General features: G+C 45.4%; 14 protein-coding genes. 4 read left to right on the forward strand and 10 right to left on the reverse strand.

Annotated features, from left to right (window positions below; translation table 11 throughout):
* The first annotated feature begins 12 nt into the window (after positions 1 to 12).
* Complete coding sequence (gene znuC, locus OCV52_RS11450; RefSeq protein ID WP_061034153.1) at positions 13 to 795, forward strand: zinc ABC transporter ATP-binding protein ZnuC; 783 nt, start codon at positions 13 to 15, stop codon at positions 793 to 795.
* Positions 795 to 1,580, forward strand: a complete 786-nt coding sequence (gene znuB, locus OCV52_RS11455; protein WP_137407938.1) for a zinc ABC transporter permease subunit ZnuB — start codon at positions 795 to 797, stop codon at positions 1,578 to 1,580. Before znuC ends, znuB begins: the two co-directional genes overlap by 1 nt.
* A 93-nt stretch (positions 1,581 to 1,673) precedes the next feature.
* Here the strand turns inward: znuB and sucD are convergent, their stop codons facing one another.
* The 8 genes from sucD to sdhC all read right to left on the reverse strand — a co-directional run bounded on the left by sucD (position 1,674) and on the right by sdhC (position 11,284).
* Complete coding sequence (sucD, locus tag OCV52_RS11460) at positions 1,674 to 2,546, reverse strand: succinate--CoA ligase subunit alpha (protein WP_004737919.1); 873 nt, start codon at positions 2,544 to 2,546, stop codon at positions 1,674 to 1,676.
* A complete protein-coding gene (gene sucC, locus OCV52_RS11465; RefSeq protein ID WP_004737918.1) occupies positions 2,546 to 3,712 on the reverse strand; it encodes an ADP-forming succinate--CoA ligase subunit beta in 1,167 nt (388 codons plus the stop codon). The genes sucD and sucC overlap by 1 nt, the downstream gene beginning before the upstream one ends.
* A gap of 206 nt (positions 3,713 to 3,918) precedes the next feature.
* Entirely contained in the window at positions 3,919 to 5,124 is a 1,206-nt protein-coding gene (odhB, locus tag OCV52_RS11470) for a 2-oxoglutarate dehydrogenase complex dihydrolipoyllysine-residue succinyltransferase (protein WP_004737917.1), read from the reverse strand.
* Between the two features lie 21 nt (positions 5,125 to 5,145).
* Positions 5,146 to 7,962 carry a 2-oxoglutarate dehydrogenase E1 component gene (sucA, locus tag OCV52_RS11475; RefSeq protein WP_128159791.1) on the reverse strand — a complete coding sequence of 939 codons (2,817 nt, stop codon included), beginning with the start codon at positions 7,960 to 7,962 and terminating at the stop codon, positions 5,146 to 5,148.
* Between the two features lie 98 nt (positions 7,963 to 8,060).
* Positions 8,061 to 8,774 carry a succinate dehydrogenase iron-sulfur subunit gene (locus OCV52_RS11480; protein ID WP_063523935.1) on the reverse strand — a complete coding sequence of 238 codons (714 nt, stop codon included), beginning with the start codon at positions 8,772 to 8,774 and terminating at the stop codon, positions 8,061 to 8,063.
* 12 nt (positions 8,775 to 8,786) lie between these two features.
* On the reverse strand, positions 8,787 to 10,553 hold the full coding sequence (gene sdhA / locus OCV52_RS11485) for a succinate dehydrogenase flavoprotein subunit (protein WP_137407939.1): 1,767 nt from the start codon (positions 10,551 to 10,553) through the stop codon (positions 8,787 to 8,789).
* A complete protein-coding gene (gene sdhD, locus OCV52_RS11490) occupies positions 10,554 to 10,898 on the reverse strand; it encodes a succinate dehydrogenase, hydrophobic membrane anchor protein (RefSeq protein ID WP_004737911.1) in 345 nt (114 codons plus the stop codon).
* A complete protein-coding gene (gene sdhC / locus OCV52_RS11495) occupies positions 10,892 to 11,284 on the reverse strand; it encodes a succinate dehydrogenase cytochrome b556 subunit (protein ID WP_019820486.1) in 393 nt (130 codons plus the stop codon). Before sdhC ends, sdhD begins: the two co-directional genes overlap by 7 nt.
* 417 nt (positions 11,285 to 11,701) lie before the next feature.
* On the opposite strand from sdhC, the gene OCV52_RS11500 reads away from it, so the two are divergent.
* Complete coding sequence (locus OCV52_RS11500; RefSeq protein WP_004737907.1) at positions 11,702 to 12,991, forward strand: citrate synthase; 1,290 nt, start codon at positions 11,702 to 11,704, stop codon at positions 12,989 to 12,991.
* 351 nt (positions 12,992 to 13,342) lie between these two features.
* On the opposite strand, the gene OCV52_RS11505 is transcribed toward OCV52_RS11500, so the two are convergent.
* Both OCV52_RS11505 and OCV52_RS11510 read right to left on the reverse strand, forming a co-directional pair.
* On the reverse strand, positions 13,343 to 14,368 hold the full coding sequence (locus tag OCV52_RS11505; protein WP_137409202.1) for an IS110 family RNA-guided transposase: 1,026 nt from the start codon (positions 14,366 to 14,368) through the stop codon (positions 13,343 to 13,345).
* Positions 14,369 to 14,565: 197 nt separating this feature from the next.
* Positions 14,566 to 15,324: a Nif3-like dinuclear metal center hexameric protein gene (locus OCV52_RS11510; protein ID WP_137409126.1), complete on the reverse strand. Its 759-nt coding sequence runs from the start codon at positions 15,322 to 15,324 to the stop codon at positions 14,566 to 14,568.
* 115 nt (positions 15,325 to 15,439) lie between these two features.
* Here OCV52_RS11510 and OCV52_RS11515 point away from each other — a divergent pair, with 115 nt between their 5' ends.
* Positions 15,440 to 16,198: a DUF1853 family protein gene (locus OCV52_RS11515; protein WP_137409131.1), complete on the forward strand. Its 759-nt coding sequence runs from the start codon at positions 15,440 to 15,442 to the stop codon at positions 16,196 to 16,198.

Genomic DNA, 16,198 nt, shown 5'->3' on the forward strand with positions numbered 1-16,198 from the left:
TGAGTTCTATTCATGGATAACTTAATCCAACTAGATTCTGTGAGCGTCGAGTTTGACGGTCGAAAAGTCCTAGACAATATCTCTCTAAATTTAGAGCGTGGCAGAATCACTACCCTAATTGGGCCAAACGGTGCGGGAAAATCAACCCTAGTAAAAGTACTACTTGGGCTCCAACACAAATACTCTGGAAAGATTACCAAATCAAAAAAACTAAAAATTGGTTATGTTCCTCAAAAGCTAAAGCTGAATGATTCTCTGCCTCTCAATGTAGAGCGTTTCCTTAAGCTCACCGGTAGATTCAGTAAACAAGAGATCTTGGAAGCTCTAAAACTCGTTGGCGCTGAGCATCTGATGAAAAGCAACATGCATCAGCTATCAGGTGGTGAAAACCAACGCGTACTAATTGCTCGTTCTCTCTTGAGAAGGCCAGACCTATTGGTTCTTGATGAACCTGCACAAGGCGTAGATGTACAAGGTCAAATCGATCTCTACGAACTGATTGATTCTATTCGTCACCGCTTTGGCTGTGCAGTCTTTATGGTTTCACACGACTTACATTTAGTGATGGCAAAAACAGACGACGTGATCTGTTTACACCACCACATCTGTTGTTCAGGTGCGCCTGCAGATATCAAGCATCACCCTTCTTACATCGCCCTATTCGGTACCGCGGTGCAAGAGAGCTTGGCGTTCTACCATCACCAACATGACCACCATCACCATGACTTAGCAGGCCAGCCTGTATCTGGAGATGTACATGACTGCTCTAACCATAAACACGGACATCACCACTAATGCTTGAGTTTCTTTTACCTTCTATTCTCGCTGGCCTAGGCATTGCGCTTATTGCAGGTCCACTCGGGTCGTTCGTAGTGTGGCGTAAGATGGCGTACTTTGGTGACACATTGGCTCACGCATCGTTAATGGGTTTAGCGCTTGGTTTCCTATTCAATATTAATCTTTATTTCGCGCTGCTGATTTGCTGCTTGATGTTGGCTGTACTCCTAGTAACACTCCAAAAACAGAAGCTTGTTGCCACCGACACCCTACTCGGCATTCTTGCACACAGTGCGCTATCACTAGGCTTAGTCGCAGTTAGCTTTCTCGATAACGTTCGTGTCGACCTGATGAGCTACCTATTTGGTGACCTGCTTGCCGTTTCCCCGACAGATTTAATGTTCATTTATGCAGGTGCGGCTGTCATTGGACTGGTGTTAACTATCTTTTGGCGACCGCTGTTATCGACAACGGTAAACGAAGATCTTGCAGCGGTTGATGGTATCAACATTGATTTAATGCGTCTGATTCTAATGTTACTGGTCGGCATCGTGATTGCTGTTGGTATGAAGTTTGTTGGTGCGTTAATCATGACATCATTACTGATTATCCCTGCAGCAACAGCAAGAAAGTTCTCAAGTACACCTGAGCAGATGGCATTCTTTGCTTCAATTATTGGCTCAGTCGCAGTATGTGGTGGGTTGAGCCTATCTTGGTTCTACGACACACCAGCAGGCCCATCTGTAGTGATTAGTGCTGCTACGATGTTTATGTTGTCTCAGATGGTTAAGAGCCGAGCTTAACGTTACGCTCTCGCATCGCGCATCTAAAAAAACATACAAAAAAGGCTTGGTCATCGACCAAGCCTTTTTATTATTTATCGCTTAAAGCACTGATTACCAACCAGTAATCTCACGTAGACCTTTACCGATGTCAGCAAGAGACTTAACTGTCTTAACGCCTGCTGCTTCTAGTGCTGCGAATTTGTCTTCAGCAGTACCTTTACCGCCAGAGATGATTGCGCCAGCGTGGCCCATACGTTTACCTGGAGGAGCAGTAACACCTGCGATGTAAGAAACAACTGGCTTAGTTACGTTCTCTTTGATGAACGCCGCCGCTTCTTCTTCCGCGGTACCACCGATCTCACCAATCATTACGATTGCTTCAGTCTCAGGGTCTTCTTGGAACAGTTTTAGGATATCAATGAAGTTTGAGCCTGGGATTGGGTCACCACCGATACCAACACATGTAGACTGACCGAAGCCTTCGTCTGTTGTTTGCTTAACTGCTTCGTAAGTAAGAGTTCCTGAACGAGATACGATACCTACTTTACCTTTCTTGTGAATGTGACCAGGCATGATACCAATCTTACACTCGTCTGGAGTGATAAGACCTGGACAGTTAGGACCGATCATGCGAACGCCAGTTTCTTCTAGCTTCACTTTAACGTCGATCATATCTGTCGTTGGGATACCTTCAGTGATCGTTACGATCAGCTCGATACCTGCGTCGATCGCTTCAAGGATTGCATCTTTACAGAAAGGTGCTGGTACGTAGATAACTGTTGCCGTTGCGCCAGTCACTTCTACTGCTTCACGTACTGTGTTGAATACAGGAAGACCAAGGTGAGTTTGACCACCTTTACCTGGAGATACACCACCAACCATTTGCGTACCGTATGCGATAGCTTGCTCTGAGTGGAATGTACCTTGACCGCCAGTGAAACCCTGACAGATTACTTTAGTGTCTTTGTTAATTAGTACAGACATTATTTCGCCTCCGCAGCAGCAACAACTTTCTGAGCAGCATCTGTTAGAGATTCAGCTGCAATGATATCAACATCAGAATTAGCAAGTACTTCACGACCTAGGTCTGCGTTAGTACCTTCTAGACGAACAACTACAGGAACTGTTACGCCTACTTCTTTAACCGCACCGATAATACCTTCAGCGATCATGTCACAACGTACGATGCCACCGAAGATGTTTACTAGTACTGCGCTAACATTGTCATCAGAAAGGATGATCTTGAATGCTTCAGCTACACGCTCTTTAGTTGCGCCGCCGCCTACATCAAGGAAGTTTGCTGGTTTGCCGCCGTGTAGGTTAACGATATCCATCGTACCCATTGCTAGACCTGCACCGTTAACCATACAGCCAACATTACCATCTAATGCTACGTAGTTTAGTTCCCACTGTGCTGCGTGTGCTTCGCGCTCATCTTCTTGAGATGGATCGTGCATTTCACGTAGTTTAGGCTGACGGTACATCGCGTTTGAGTCGATGTTGATCTTGCCATCTAGACAAAGAAGGTTGCCTTCACCAGTGATTACTAGTGGGTTGATTTCCAGTAGAGCTAGGTCGTACTGAGCGAACATTTCACCAAGACCCATGAAGATCTTAACGAACTGTTTGATTTGATCGCCAACTAGACCAAGTTTGAACGCCAGTTCACGGCCTTGGTAAGCTTGAGGACCTACTAGAGGATCGATCGCAGATTGGTGAATCAACTCTGGAGTTTCTTCAGCGATTTTCTCGATGTCCACACCGCCTTCAGTTGACGCCATGAATACAATTTTACGAGTTGCGCGGTCAACAACAGCGCCTAGGTAAAGTTCGTTAGCGATGTTAGACGCTTCTTCAACTAGGATCTTAGTTACAGGCTGACCATTTGCGTCTGTTTGGTAAGTCACTAGGTTTTTACCTAGCCACTTTTGTGCAAACTCTTTAACGCCTTCTTTTGTGTCGTGTAGCTCTACGCCGCCCGCTTTACCACGGCCACCAGCGTGTACTTGACACTTAACAACTTTTTTCTCAGTTGAGATACGACCAGCAGCCTCGAAAGCTTCTTGTGCTGTATCACATGCGAAGCCTTCTGGTACAGGCAAACCGAATTCTGCAAACAGCTGTTTGGCTTGGTATTCATGCAAATTCATTTTGATATTCCGTTTATTTTCCCTTAAGGGATTATTATTTCCATAACGACACAGTTACCTGTGTTACGTCTGTAGGGTCTTCTCAAATCAACTGCTGTCCATTTTGTAATGGCTTAACAGCTCAAGTGAAGGCCAGGTGTTGAGCAGCCTAGCCTTTGAAACTTTTAACGTCTAGCTAACTGGGTTAACTAGACGTTTTAGCGATACTAAACGTCTAATAGCAGACGTGCAGGATCTTCTAGAAGCTCTTTGATGGTCACTAGGAAGCCAACTGATTCACGGCCATCGATTAGACGGTGGTCGTAAGAAAGCGCTAGGTACATCATTGGTAGAATTTCTACTTTGCCGTCAACAGCCATTGGACGTTCTTGGATTTTGTGCATACCCAGGATTGCCGCTTGAGGCGGGTTGATGATTGGCGTAGACATTAGAGAGCCAAATACACCACCGTTTGTGATAGTGAAGTTACCACCCATTAGCTCATCAACAGTTAGCTTGCCATCACGGCCTTTGATCGCTAGCTCTTTGATGCCTTTTTCGATGTCAGCGAAACCTAGTGTGTCACAGTCTTTTAGAACTGGAGTCACTAGACCACGTGGCGTAGATACTGCCATGCTGATATCGAAGTAGTTATGGTAAACGATATCATCACCGTCGATAGATGCGTTTACTTCTGGGTAACGCTTAAGCGCTTCAGTTACCGCTTTCACGTAGAAAGACATGAAACCAAGACGCGTGTCGTGACGCTTCTCGAATTGGTCTTTGTACTGCTTACGAAGGTCCATGATTGGCTTCATGTTTACTTCGTTGAAAGTCGTTAGCATTGCAGTGCTGTTCTTCGCTTCTAGAAGACGGTTTGCTACTGTCTTACGTAGGCGAGTCATAGGCACGCGCTTCTGGCTACGAGCTGCCGCTGGCGCTTCAACCGCTGGTGCAGCTGCTGCCGGCGCCGCTTTCGCTGCCGCTAGGTGTGCGTCAATGTCTTCACGAGTAATACGACCACCAACACCAGTGCCTTTAACGTCAGCTGGTTGTAGGTTGTGTTCAGCTAGAAGGCGACGTACAGCTGGGCTTAGTGCGTCATTGCTCTCTTCTGTTAGCGCCGCTTTGTGACGCTTATCAGGAGATGCTTCTGTTTCTTCTGTTGTATCAGTCGTTGGCTCACCTGCAACCGCGCCAGGCTTCAACTTAGCAATAAGCTGCTTAGAAAGTACCGTAGCACCTTCGTCTTCAATAATCGCTTCCAGAACACCCGCTTCAGGAGCTGGTACTTCTAGAACTACTTTATCTGTTTCGATATCTACAATGACTTCATCACGTGCAACCGCTTCGCCTGGTTTTTTGTGCCAAGTAGCAACTGTTGCATCAGCCACAGATTCAGGTAAATCTGGAACCAGAATTTCAATTGTCATGTCTGTATTTTCCTTTTACTTCTAGTTCTTTGGTAGGGTCAGAGCGTCATCTACTAACGCTTTTTGTTGTTTCAAGTGTACCGACATATAGCCTACAGCTGGTGATGCTGATGCAGGACGACCTGCGTATTGAATATCAGCGCCTACTGGGATAGCAGCTCGGAAGTTATGTTGGCTGCTGTACCAAGCACCTTGGTTCTGAGGCTCTTCTTGACACCAAACGTAATCAACGACATTTGTGTATTGTGCAATTGCAGCGCGAACATCCTCGTAAGGGAATGGGTATAGCTGCTCAATACGAACAATAGCAACGTCGTCTTGCTCGTTCTTACGTCTTTGGTCAAGTAGGTCGAAGTAAACCTTACCTGAACAGAATACGACGCGTTTTACGTTCTCAGGAGCGATATCGTCAATCTCTGCGATAGCTGGTTGGAACGTACCGTCTGCTAGATCTTCTAGAGAAGACGTACACAGCGGGTGACGAAGCAATGACTTAGGTGACATTACAATCAGTGGACGACGCATTGGTCGAACAACCTGACGGCGAATCATGTGGTAAACCTGTGCTGGTGTTGAAGGAACAACAACCTGCATATTTTGTTCAGCACATAATTGAAGGTAACGCTCAAGACGTGCAGAAGAGTGCTCTGGACCTTGGCCTTCATAACCGTGAGGAAGCAGCATAGTCAAGCCACATAGACGTGCCCACTTTTGCTCACCTGACGAAATAAATTGGTCAATAACAACTTGTGCACCGTTTGCGAAGTCACCAAATTGCGCTTCCCAAAGGGTTAGACCGCTTGGCTCTGCTGTTGCGTAGCCATACTCGAACGCTAGCACTGCTTCTTCAGACAATACTGAGTCAAATACTTGGAATGGACCCTGCTTATCATGAATGTTCGCAAGAGGAACATACGTGCTTGCGTCTGATTGGTTGTGCAGTACTGAGTGACGGTGGAAGAAAGTACCACGGCCTGAATCTTGGCCAGAGATACGAATACGCTTGCCATCGTCAACAAGTGTTGCGTAAGCCAAAGTTTCAGCCATACCCCAATCGACTTGTTTCTCACCATTCACCATGGCAGTACGATCGTTGTACAGTTTATTAACTCGGCTTTGTAGCTTGTGGCTTTCTGGATATTGACAGATCTTAGTACCAAGCTCTTTTAGACGCTCGATATCAACCTTGTTATCCCAGTCAATATTCCAGTCGTGACCTAGATAAGGAGACCAGTCTACAGAGTGAAGTGCCATTGGGCGCCACTCTTTAACCACAACTTCACCGTGATCAAGTGCGTCACGATATTCGTTAACCAGTTGAGTTGCCGTATCAATACCAAACTCACCGCGCTCCATTAGCACGTCAGCGTAAAGCTTACGTGGTGTTGGGTGCTTCTTGATTTTTTGATACATCAAAGGCTGAGTTGCGTTCGGCTCATCGGCTTCGTTGTGACCGTGGCGACGGTAACAAACTAGGTCGATAACAACATCACGTTTGAAAGTATTACGGTAATCCAGTGCTAAGCGAGCAACAAAAGCAACCGCTTCTGGATCATCAGCATTAACGTGGAAAATCGGAGCCTGTACCATCTTAGCGATATCGGTACAGTACATCGTAGAGCGTGTGTCGCGAGGGTTAGACGTTGTAAAACCAACTTGGTTATTTACAACGATACGAACCGTACCACCTACGCAGAAACCACGAGCTTGAGACATGTTAAACGTCTCTTGCACAACACCCTGACCAGCGATTGCTGAGTCACCGTGAATCGTGATTGGCAGTACACGGCTACCATCAGTATCACCCAGGCGATCTTGACGTGCACGTACTGAACCGATAACCACTGGGTTTACGATTTCTAAGTGTGATGGGTTAAATGCTAGTGCTAAGTGAACGTTGCCACCTGGTGTCGCGAAATCCGCAGAGAAACCTTGGTGGTATTTAACATCACCAGTACCCCACGTTTCGTCGTGCTTACCCGCGAACTCGTCAAACAGGTCTTGCGGCTTTTTACCAAGCACGTTAACCAACATGTTTAGACGACCACGGTGAGCCATACCAACAACGACTTCACGCATGCCTTGTCCACCAGCATGACGAATGATCTCTTTCGTCATTGGGATAAGTGCATCACCACCTTCCAACGAGAAACGTTTCGCGCCTGGGAATTTCGCACCAAGATAGCGCTCAAGACCTTCAGCAGCGGTTAGCTCTTCTAGGAAAGCTTGCTTTTCTTCTTTGTTGAAAGAGGGTTGACCAGACACAGACTCTAAACGTTGTTGAATCCAACGTTTTTGCTCTGTATTAGTCATGTGCATGTATTCAGCACCAATTGAACCACAATAGGTTTGCTTTAGAGATTTGTGTAAATCTTTAAGCACCATCGTCTCTTGGCCAATCGCGTAAGAGCCGACGTTAAACGTCTCATTGAGGTCTTCTTCGGTAAGAGTGTGGAAAGAAGGGTCCAGTTCATCAACTGTCGCTCTCTTCCATAAACCTAGGGGGTCTAGATTTGCTGCTTGATGCCCTCGGAATCGATAAGCATTAATCAGTTGCAGAACTTTTACTTGTTTCGCATCGACATCTGGATCACTAACTTGGACACTGTAATGCTTTGTTTCTTGAGCGAGTCGACGGAAGTATTCACGAACACGAGAGTGTGGTTGTTCCACCGCTTCTGAAGCTTGCACAGGCAATTCTTCAAAAACACTTCTCCATTCGTCACTTACCGAATCGGGGTCACTTAGATACAGTTCATAGAGTTCTTCTACGTACGTTGCATTGGCGCCAGCCAAGTGTGAAGACTCGAGCCATGCCTTCATCACGCCGTTGTGCATATTTTCCCTTAACCAGTAGTTTTCACGTTTGCTGCGGTCTATGCCGAGCTATTAAAAGGCCGCCCCAAAACTTCTAGGGCGGCAATTTTTTTTATAACTTAAACCGAACGATTCACTAACATGGTCTTGATGTGACCAATCGCTTTCGTCGGATTTAATCCCTTAGGACAAACACTTACACAATTCATGATGCCATGGCAACGAAAAACGCTAAATGCATCATCAAGATCAGACAAACGTTCATCTGTTGCAGTATCTCGGCTGTCAATTAGCCAACGGTACGCGGCAAGTAGGCCTGCTGGTCCGATGAACTTGTCAGGGTTCCACCAGAACGATGGGCATGACGTTGTACAACATGCACACATGATACATTCGTACAGTCCATCTAAATGAGCACGCTCATCAGGGCTTTGTAAGTTTTCACGTGCCGGTGGTGTGTTACCATCAGACACTAAGAATGGTTTTACTTTTTCGTAGTTATCATAGAACTGAGTCATATCAACAATCAGGTCACGAATAACAGGTAGACCCGGCAGTGGGCGAACAATAATTTTATCCTTGCTACTAAGAGTTGACAGTGGCGTGATACACGCAAGGCCGTTTTTACCGTTCATATTTAGGCCGTCTGAACCACATACACCTTCGCGGCATGAGCGACGGAAAGCGATGGTCGGATCCTGCTCTTTCAATAGAATGAGCGCATCCAGAAGCATCATGTCTGAGCCTTCTTCCACCTCTAGTGTGTAATCCTGCATGTAAGGCTTCGAATCGACGTCTGGATTGTAACGATACAAAGAGAAAGTCAATTTCATGGTCATGTCTCCTTAGTACGTGCGTGCTTTTGGTGGGAATGCTTCACGATGGATAGGCTCCATGTTTACACCTCGTTTGCTCATACTCTCTGACTCAGGGTTGTAGAGAGAGTGGCACAGCCACTGTTCATCATCACGATCGGGGAAGTCAAAACGAGCATGTGCACCACGACTTTCTGTGCGGTAATTAGCCGCAAATGCTGTTGCAAAAGCCGTTTCCATCAAGTTATCAAGCTCAAGACATTCGACGCGCTGGGTATTGAACTCCGTAGACTTATCAGACAAATGTGCATTTTTCAGACGCTCACGAATCGCTTTAAGCTCTTCTAAGCCCTCAGCCATTGCTTTGCCTTCACGGAATACAGAGAAGTTGTTCTGCATACATTGCTGTAGGTCTTTACGGATTTGCGCTGGATCTTCACCGTCTGTGCTGTTTTCCCAACGGTTGTAGCGCTCTAGAGAACGAGCGATATCTTCTTCCGTTGCTGGCTTCGCATCCGCTTGCTTCTTCAGTGTCTCACCTAGGTGTAGACCTGTCGCACGACCGAATACAACCAAGTCAAGCAGTGAGTTACCACCTAAACGGTTAGCACCGTGTACGGATACTGAAGCAATCTCACCACAAGCGAATAGACCTTGTACCTCTACATCGCTACCATCTGTACCCTGCTTAATCGCTTGGCCGGAAACTTGTGTTGGTACACCACCCATCATGTAATGACATGTTGGGATCACTGGGATCGGCTCTTTTACTGGATCAACGTGTGCGAATGTACGAGACAGTTCACATACACCAGGTAGACGAGACTCCAGTGTTTCTTTACCTAGGTGGTCCAGTTTCAGTTTAATGTGTGGACCCCAAGGGCCGTCACAACCACGGCCTTCACGGATTTCTACCATCATTGAACGAGCAACAACGTCACGACCCGCTAAGTCTTTCGCGTTTGGAGCGTAACGCTCCATAAAACGTTCGCCATCTTTGTTAAGGAGATAGCCGCCTTCACCACGGCAACCCTCTGTTACAAGCGTCCCCGCACCGGCAATACCCGTTGGGTGGAACTGCCACATTTCGATGTCTTGCATAGGCACGCCGGCACGAATCGCCATACCCACACCGTCACCAGTATTGATGTGTGCGTTAGTTGTTGATGCGTAGATACGACCAGCACCACCAGTTGCTAGGACTGTTGCTTTTGCTTTAAAGTAGCATACTTCGCCTGTTTCCATGCAAAGTGCTGTTGTACCAAGAATGGCACCGTCTTCATTCTTCACAAGATCAAGCGCGTACCACTCAGAGAACACGGTTGTTTTGTGTTTGATGTTTTGTTGGTAAAGCGTGTGTAGCAATGCGTGACCAGTACGGTCAGCTGCTGCAGCGGTACGAGCCGCTTGCTCACCACCAAAGTTTTTCGATTGGCCACCAAAAGGACGTTGGTAAATGGTGCCGTTGTCGAAACGAGAAAATGGAAGACCCATTTTTTCTAGTTCAATAACTGATTCTGGGCCATTTTTACACATGTATTCGATAGCATCTTGGTCACCGATGTAATCAGAACCTTTTACTGTGTCGTACATGTGTTGTTCCCAGTGATCTTCGTGCGCATTACCTAGCGCAACCGTAATACCACCTTGAGCAGATACGGTATGAGAACGAGTTGGGAAAACTTTAGAAAGCAATGCACATGATAGGCCTTGCTCTGAAATTTGCAGTGCGGCACGCATACCAGCACCACCAGCGCCGATAACTACGGCATCAAACTCACGAACAGGAATAGTCACTTACGCACCCCACAAAATAAATAGACCAGAGAAGAAATATCCAAGAAGAACCGCAACTACACCTACTTGAAGGCCAACACGCAGTTTAGCGCACTTGATGTAGTCGGTTAGCACTTGCCACAAACCGATCCAAGCGTGAACAAGAACCGAAGTAAGCGCTAACATGGTAAATACTTTAGTGAAGGTTCCACCAAAGAACTGAGTCCATGATACGTAAGAGATATCGGTGAAGGCACAAAAGCTCACCAAATAAATTGTATATAGCGTCATAATGATTGCAGTTGCACGAATCAATAAGAAATCGTGAACGCCATTACGGCCAAATGTCGAAACGTTGTTTACCATACTAAGATCCCCGCTAGTAGAGACAATACCGCTGTCGCTGCGAATGCAACCTTAGCGCTCTTCGCGCCAGATTCCAGCTCTTCAAAGTGACCTAAGTCCATAAGAAGGTGACGAATACCACCAGCAATGTGGTAAGCCAAAGCGGTTAAAATGCCCCACAGAATAAACTTCACGAAGAAACCGTCGACAATGTCGCTAGCTTCCATAAAGCCTACTGGGGATGAGAGGGAAATGGATAGTAACCAAAGCAAAATTCCAATCGCAACAAAAGTAATCACCCCAGACACACGGTGTAGGATGGAAGCTATTGCAGTGATCGGAAAGTGGATGGTCTGTAAATCTAAATTAACAGGTCTTGTCTTTCTTTCTTTCACGGGCTTGCTCACTCAGCTCCATTGAGCATTATGGTCATTAAATAACCTTATGATATTGTTATGGACAAAATTTGATCGCAAACCTTCAAAATTTAACATTAACTTAACAAATAACTGAAGTTGAGCCTTAGATAATTGTAAAAAAATTGTTAACGGCACGGTTAAGATAGACACCTCACATTTCTTCTTAGCCTTGCATTTATAAGCTTTTAACCAAATTTTTCATCGCCACTATACGGCTCGCAACATTCTAATACAATTGACGCAACAAATAATGCTACACAGACCAGATTTTTAACGAATTTAATGTGAAAAATACTAACAAGTGCACACAAAGCTGCAGAAAAATTGACTTTCCCACGTAAGACCAGTAAAAAAATGGCTCATAAACATCCTGGACGGATTAAATAATAAACAAAGGAGATTGTTATGGCGGATAAGAAAGCTACCCTTCACATTGAAGGTCAAGCGCCAATCGAGCTGCCGATTACAGAAGGTGTACTAGGTACTCCAGTGATCGATGTTCGTACACTAGGATCTAATGGTTTTTTCACTTTTGACCCTGGTTTTCTTGCCACTGCATCTTGTGAGTCTCAAATCACTTTTATTGACGGTGGTAAAGGTATCCTTTTACACCGTGGTTATCCAATTGACCAACTTGCCAATAACGCTGATTACTTAGAAGTATGTTACATACTTCTTTACGGTGAAGCCCCATCTCGAGCTGAATACGAAAAGTTCAAGACTACCGTGACACGTCACACTATGGTACACGAGCAAATTGCTAGTTTCTTCCACGGCTTCCGTCGTGATGCTCACCCCATGGCTGTAATGTGTGGTGTAGTAGGCGCTCTAGCAGCGTTCTACCACGACTCACTTGATATCAACAACGATACACACCGTGAAATTGCGGCTTACCGTCTAATTTCAAAAATGCCAACACTGGCAGCAATGTGTTACAAATATTCTATTGGTCAGCCGTTTATCTACCCACGCAACGACCTAAGCTACGCTGAAAACTTCCTACACATGATGTTTGCAAACCCATGTGAAGAGTACGAAGTAAACCCTATCGTAGCTCGTGCAATGGATAAGATTTTCACCCTACACGCAGACCACGAACAAAACGCTTCTACATCTACAGTACGTTTATCTGGTTCATCTGGTGCTAACCCGTTTGCTTGTATCGCAGCAGGTATCGCGTCACTTTGGGGCCCAGCTCACGGTGGTGCAAACGAAGCATGTCTACGTATGCTTGAAGAGATCGGTAGCGTAGATAACATTGAAGAGTATGTTGCAAAAGCGAAAGACAAAGATGACCCATTCCGTTTGATGGGCTTCGGTCACCGCGTTTACAAGAACTACGATCCACGTGCAACAGTAATGCGCGAAGCGTGTCACGAAGTACTTAAAGAGCTAAACATCCAAGATCCACTACTTGACGTAGCAATGGAACTTGAGCGTATCGCTCTTTCTGATGAATACTTTGTGTCTAAGAAGCTATACCCGAACGTAGACTTCTACTCAGGTATCATTCTGAAAGCTATCGGCATTCCAGTGTCTATGTTTACAGTAATCTTCGCGATGTCTCGTACTATCGGTTGGATTGCACACTGGAACGAAATGCACAGCGACCCAACAAACCGTATCGGTCGTCCTCGTCAACTATACACTGGTGAAGAGCAACGTGACTTTAAAGCACTTCACGAACGTGAATAATTGCGATTAAAGTACAATTGTTAAAAGGGTTGATGTGAAAGCATCAACCCTTTTCTTTTATATGCTCGCAACTCTGTCATCCTCAAGAACGAGGAACGTATATGGACTCCCCTAGTATTGCAAGGAAACGAGTAAAGGTATGCAAGTGCACGTATATTCGGTTTCTGTATGGGGAGCTACCCCGAACCTCTATGGCTTAATCCACTCAGCAAAAGTTCTTATCGAGCGTGTGGTGTATTATCACCTTCGTCCCTCTCAGAGTTTCTTTTGCTTGCTATGCTTACTCTTTACCATAATTTACTTGCTTACATGGGGGGATTGATGTCTCCCTTAACCTTATAAAATCAACTGTTAAGCGATTAACGTCTCATTATAAGATTGATTGCTTTTCAGCATGGCACAAGCCATTCTGATCGTTTTGTTCGCAAGGGCGACAACCACTTGGTTAAACGACTTTCTTTCTAATAAGTTTCGTATCCAGCAACTTAAGCGATCTTCTTTATCTCGGATATTCGCTACCACCGCTCTTGCTCCATGAACGACAAGAGAGCGTAAGGTTTTATCACCTGATTTACTTATTCCGTGGTTTTTGTTCTTACCACCACTGCCAGTATGAGCCGGAACTAAACCTAAGCTCGCACTAGCTCCTCGACCATTTCTATAGGCCGAAGCGTCACCCAGACGGGAAAAAATGGCACTTGCAATCACCCAACGTACACCTCGTAAAGTGATTAATAACTGGCAAGCGGGTATTTGCTTTGCAAAGTCTATAAGTTGCGATTCAACTCTCTCGATAGGCTCATCAAGATTTAGTAGCTGAGCATGTAATTCTCGGAGAACGAATCGAGTTGTCGGTGTTAATTCATTCTCCATATCTTCGATAACGAAAGGGAGTAGTTCTCGCAGTTTATTGGCTCCTTGTGGGAAGGTAATGCCACATTCCGCTGCATAGCCACGGATACGTAGACTTACTGCCGTGCGTTGTTTTATATAGCTTTGTCTTAAACTCAGCAGCATTGCGATATCTTGCTGCTCCGGTGTTTTTACAGGTACAGCATGAATATCGGAGCGTAAGGAAGCTTCGTAAATCGCGATAGCATCATTAGCATCGTTCTTATTACCACTGCGATACGGCTTCACTTTTTGGGGAGGTATCATTTTGACGGTATGACCACGGCTTTGAAACGTTCGTCCCCAATAATGAGATGCTGCACAGGCCTCTATGCAAATGGTTGCGTCAGGGTGTTGGCTGATGACCGTTAGCATTTTCTTTTTAGACATAGCTTGGTTCAACTTACGCTTGCCATGGCGGTTAAATACCGCGACTTGAAAGACGGATTTGGCTAAATCAATCGAGATTGTGTTAAATTTATTCATGGTATGGGCTCCTGTTTTTGGTTCGCACCTGTAACTTTAGCTGACGCTGTCAGTTGAGGTGGGGAGTCCATACCATTGAGCGAGTTGAGGATCTCATTCAACGAGTAGATAGCCCAAAGAGATTCCCTACTCCCTCCTTCGTCAGTCTAGGGAATGACGAATGCTATTTACTCGTCCCCCTCATATCGCATCTGCTCTTATACCGGATTATCAATATCGATAAACTCGACATCCAAGCCGTGCTCTTTTGCTAACCATTCACCTAGTGCTTTAACACCGTAGCGTTCTGTCGCATGGTGACCTGCAGCAAAATAATGGATGTCTTGCTCGCGAGCCGAGTAAGTTGTGCGCTCAGAAATTTCACCAGAGATAAATGCGTCGATACCTTGAGAGGCTGCAAGTTCAATGTAATCTTGACCGCCGCCAGTACACCAACCTACCGTTTCAATCATTTTATCTGCGTTTTCAGGAGCAATATGTAGCGGCTTACGATTCAGTACTTGATCAATTTTTGCTGCGAACTCAGCACCAGTCATCGGTGTCTTTAATCTACCAAATATAGCGACTGACTGAGGGTGCCCTTCCAAACCACCTTCAACATCGATCTCAAGTAACTCAGCCAATTTTGCGTTGTTACCAAGCTCAGGGTGAATATCAAGAGGAAGGTGGTAGCCTAATAGGTTGATATCGTTTTTAATCAAGGTACGAATACGCTTACCTTTCATGCCGCGAATCGCTTCCGGCTCACCTTTCCAAAAGAAACCATGGTGAACTAACAAAGCGTCAGCCTTTAGCTCAACCGCTTTATTGATCAAAGCTTGTGAAGCCGTTACACCAGTAACGATACGCTTTACCTCAGCAGTGCCTTCTACTTGAAGACCGTTTGGGCAGTAATCTTTAATCTGCTGTGGCTGCAGTTTTTCGTTAAGTAGCTTTTCTAATTGTAAGTTATTCATTTTTATTTCCAGCTTACCTTTATAATAACGTCGTTATATCAATTTACGGGTAAAATGTCGAAAGCCCTTCCACTCTGTTTCTAGAGAACAGATGACTGAAGTTTATGAGGAACCGATGACCGAACTGCAACGCTTTTACCAATGGGTGATTAGCTCGCCACCGCTACTAGAAATCAAACCGCCCATTTCTGATCTCACTGTGTTCTCAAACCACCAAAAGCTTGACGATGCACATACTTATGATGGAAACCCTAGATTAGGCTTCCTCTATCAACACCTATGTGAACAAGTCATCACCACTTCGGATAGTTATTCAATCAAGCACGATGAGATCCAGATTAATGTTGAGGGACGAACACTCGGCGCAATCGACTTTATCCTGGAAGACACAAGTAGCGAAAAATTAGAACACTGGGAAGTGGCAATTAAGTTTTACCTACTTCACGAGCAAACATGGTTTGGTCCAAACTCTCATGACCAATTAGACAAAAAGCTCGATAGAATGCTCAGCCACCAGCTTGGTATGTCATCTTCAGCCGCCTTTGTTGAACAGTACCCGGAGATCGATGTCGACTCAAAACACCTTTTGATGCAAGGTCGCCTCTATACCAACCCATTTCTAGAACAAAACGTACCTACGGAGTGTCTGGGGTACGACATTAACCCAAGCCAGGTAAACGGATTTTGGTGCTATCAAAATCAGGCTCACCAGATCACCGATACACTCTATCCTTTAACCAAAGAACAATGGGCCGCAGGAACGGATGATTTCAGCGGTGAACCTATCACCGAATTTGGTGACCGCTTCGTTCATGGACAAACTAAGTCGGGTCAATTCTGGTTTGTGATGCCACAAAGTTGGCCACATGGTTAG

This window comes from Vibrio chagasii, assembly GCF_024347355.1.
GTDB classification, from domain to species: domain Bacteria; phylum Pseudomonadota; class Gammaproteobacteria; order Enterobacterales; family Vibrionaceae; genus Vibrio; species Vibrio chagasii.

Bases quoted from the DNA above. Each gene is read 5' to 3' on its own strand.
- znuC (WP_061034153.1), top strand. From the start codon at position 13: ATGGATAACTTAATCCAACTAGATTCTGTGAGCGTCGAGTTTGACGGT.
- znuB (WP_137407938.1), top strand. From the start codon at position 795: ATGCTTGAGTTTCTTTTACCTTCTATTCTCGCTGGCCTAGGCATTGCG.
- sucD (WP_004737919.1), bottom strand. From the start codon at position 2,546: ATGTCTGTACTAATTAACAAAGACACTAAAGTAATCTGTCAGGGTTTC.
- sucC (WP_004737918.1), bottom strand. From the start codon at position 3,712: ATGAATTTGCATGAATACCAAGCCAAACAGCTGTTTGCAGAATTCGGT.
- odhB (WP_004737917.1), bottom strand. From the start codon at position 5,124: ATGACAATTGAAATTCTGGTTCCAGATTTACCTGAATCTGTGGCTGAT.
- sucA (WP_128159791.1), bottom strand. From the start codon at position 7,962: ATGCACAACGGCGTGATGAAGGCATGGCTCGAGTCTTCACACTTGGCT.
- OCV52_RS11480 (WP_063523935.1), bottom strand. From the start codon at position 8,774: ATGAAATTGACTTTCTCTTTGTATCGTTACAATCCAGACGTCGATTCG.
- sdhD (WP_004737911.1), bottom strand. From the start codon at position 10,898: ATGGTAAACAACGTTTCGACATTTGGCCGTAATGGCGTTCACGATTTC.
- OCV52_RS11500 (WP_004737907.1), top strand. From the start codon at position 11,702: ATGGCGGATAAGAAAGCTACCCTTCACATTGAAGGTCAAGCGCCAATC.
- OCV52_RS11505 (WP_137409202.1), bottom strand. From the start codon at position 14,368: ATGAATAAATTTAACACAATCTCGATTGATTTAGCCAAATCCGTCTTT.
- OCV52_RS11510 (WP_137409126.1), bottom strand. From the start codon at position 15,324: ATGAATAACTTACAATTAGAAAAGCTACTTAACGAAAAACTGCAGCCA.
- OCV52_RS11515 (WP_137409131.1), top strand. From the start codon at position 15,440: ATGACCGAACTGCAACGCTTTTACCAATGGGTGATTAGCTCGCCACCG.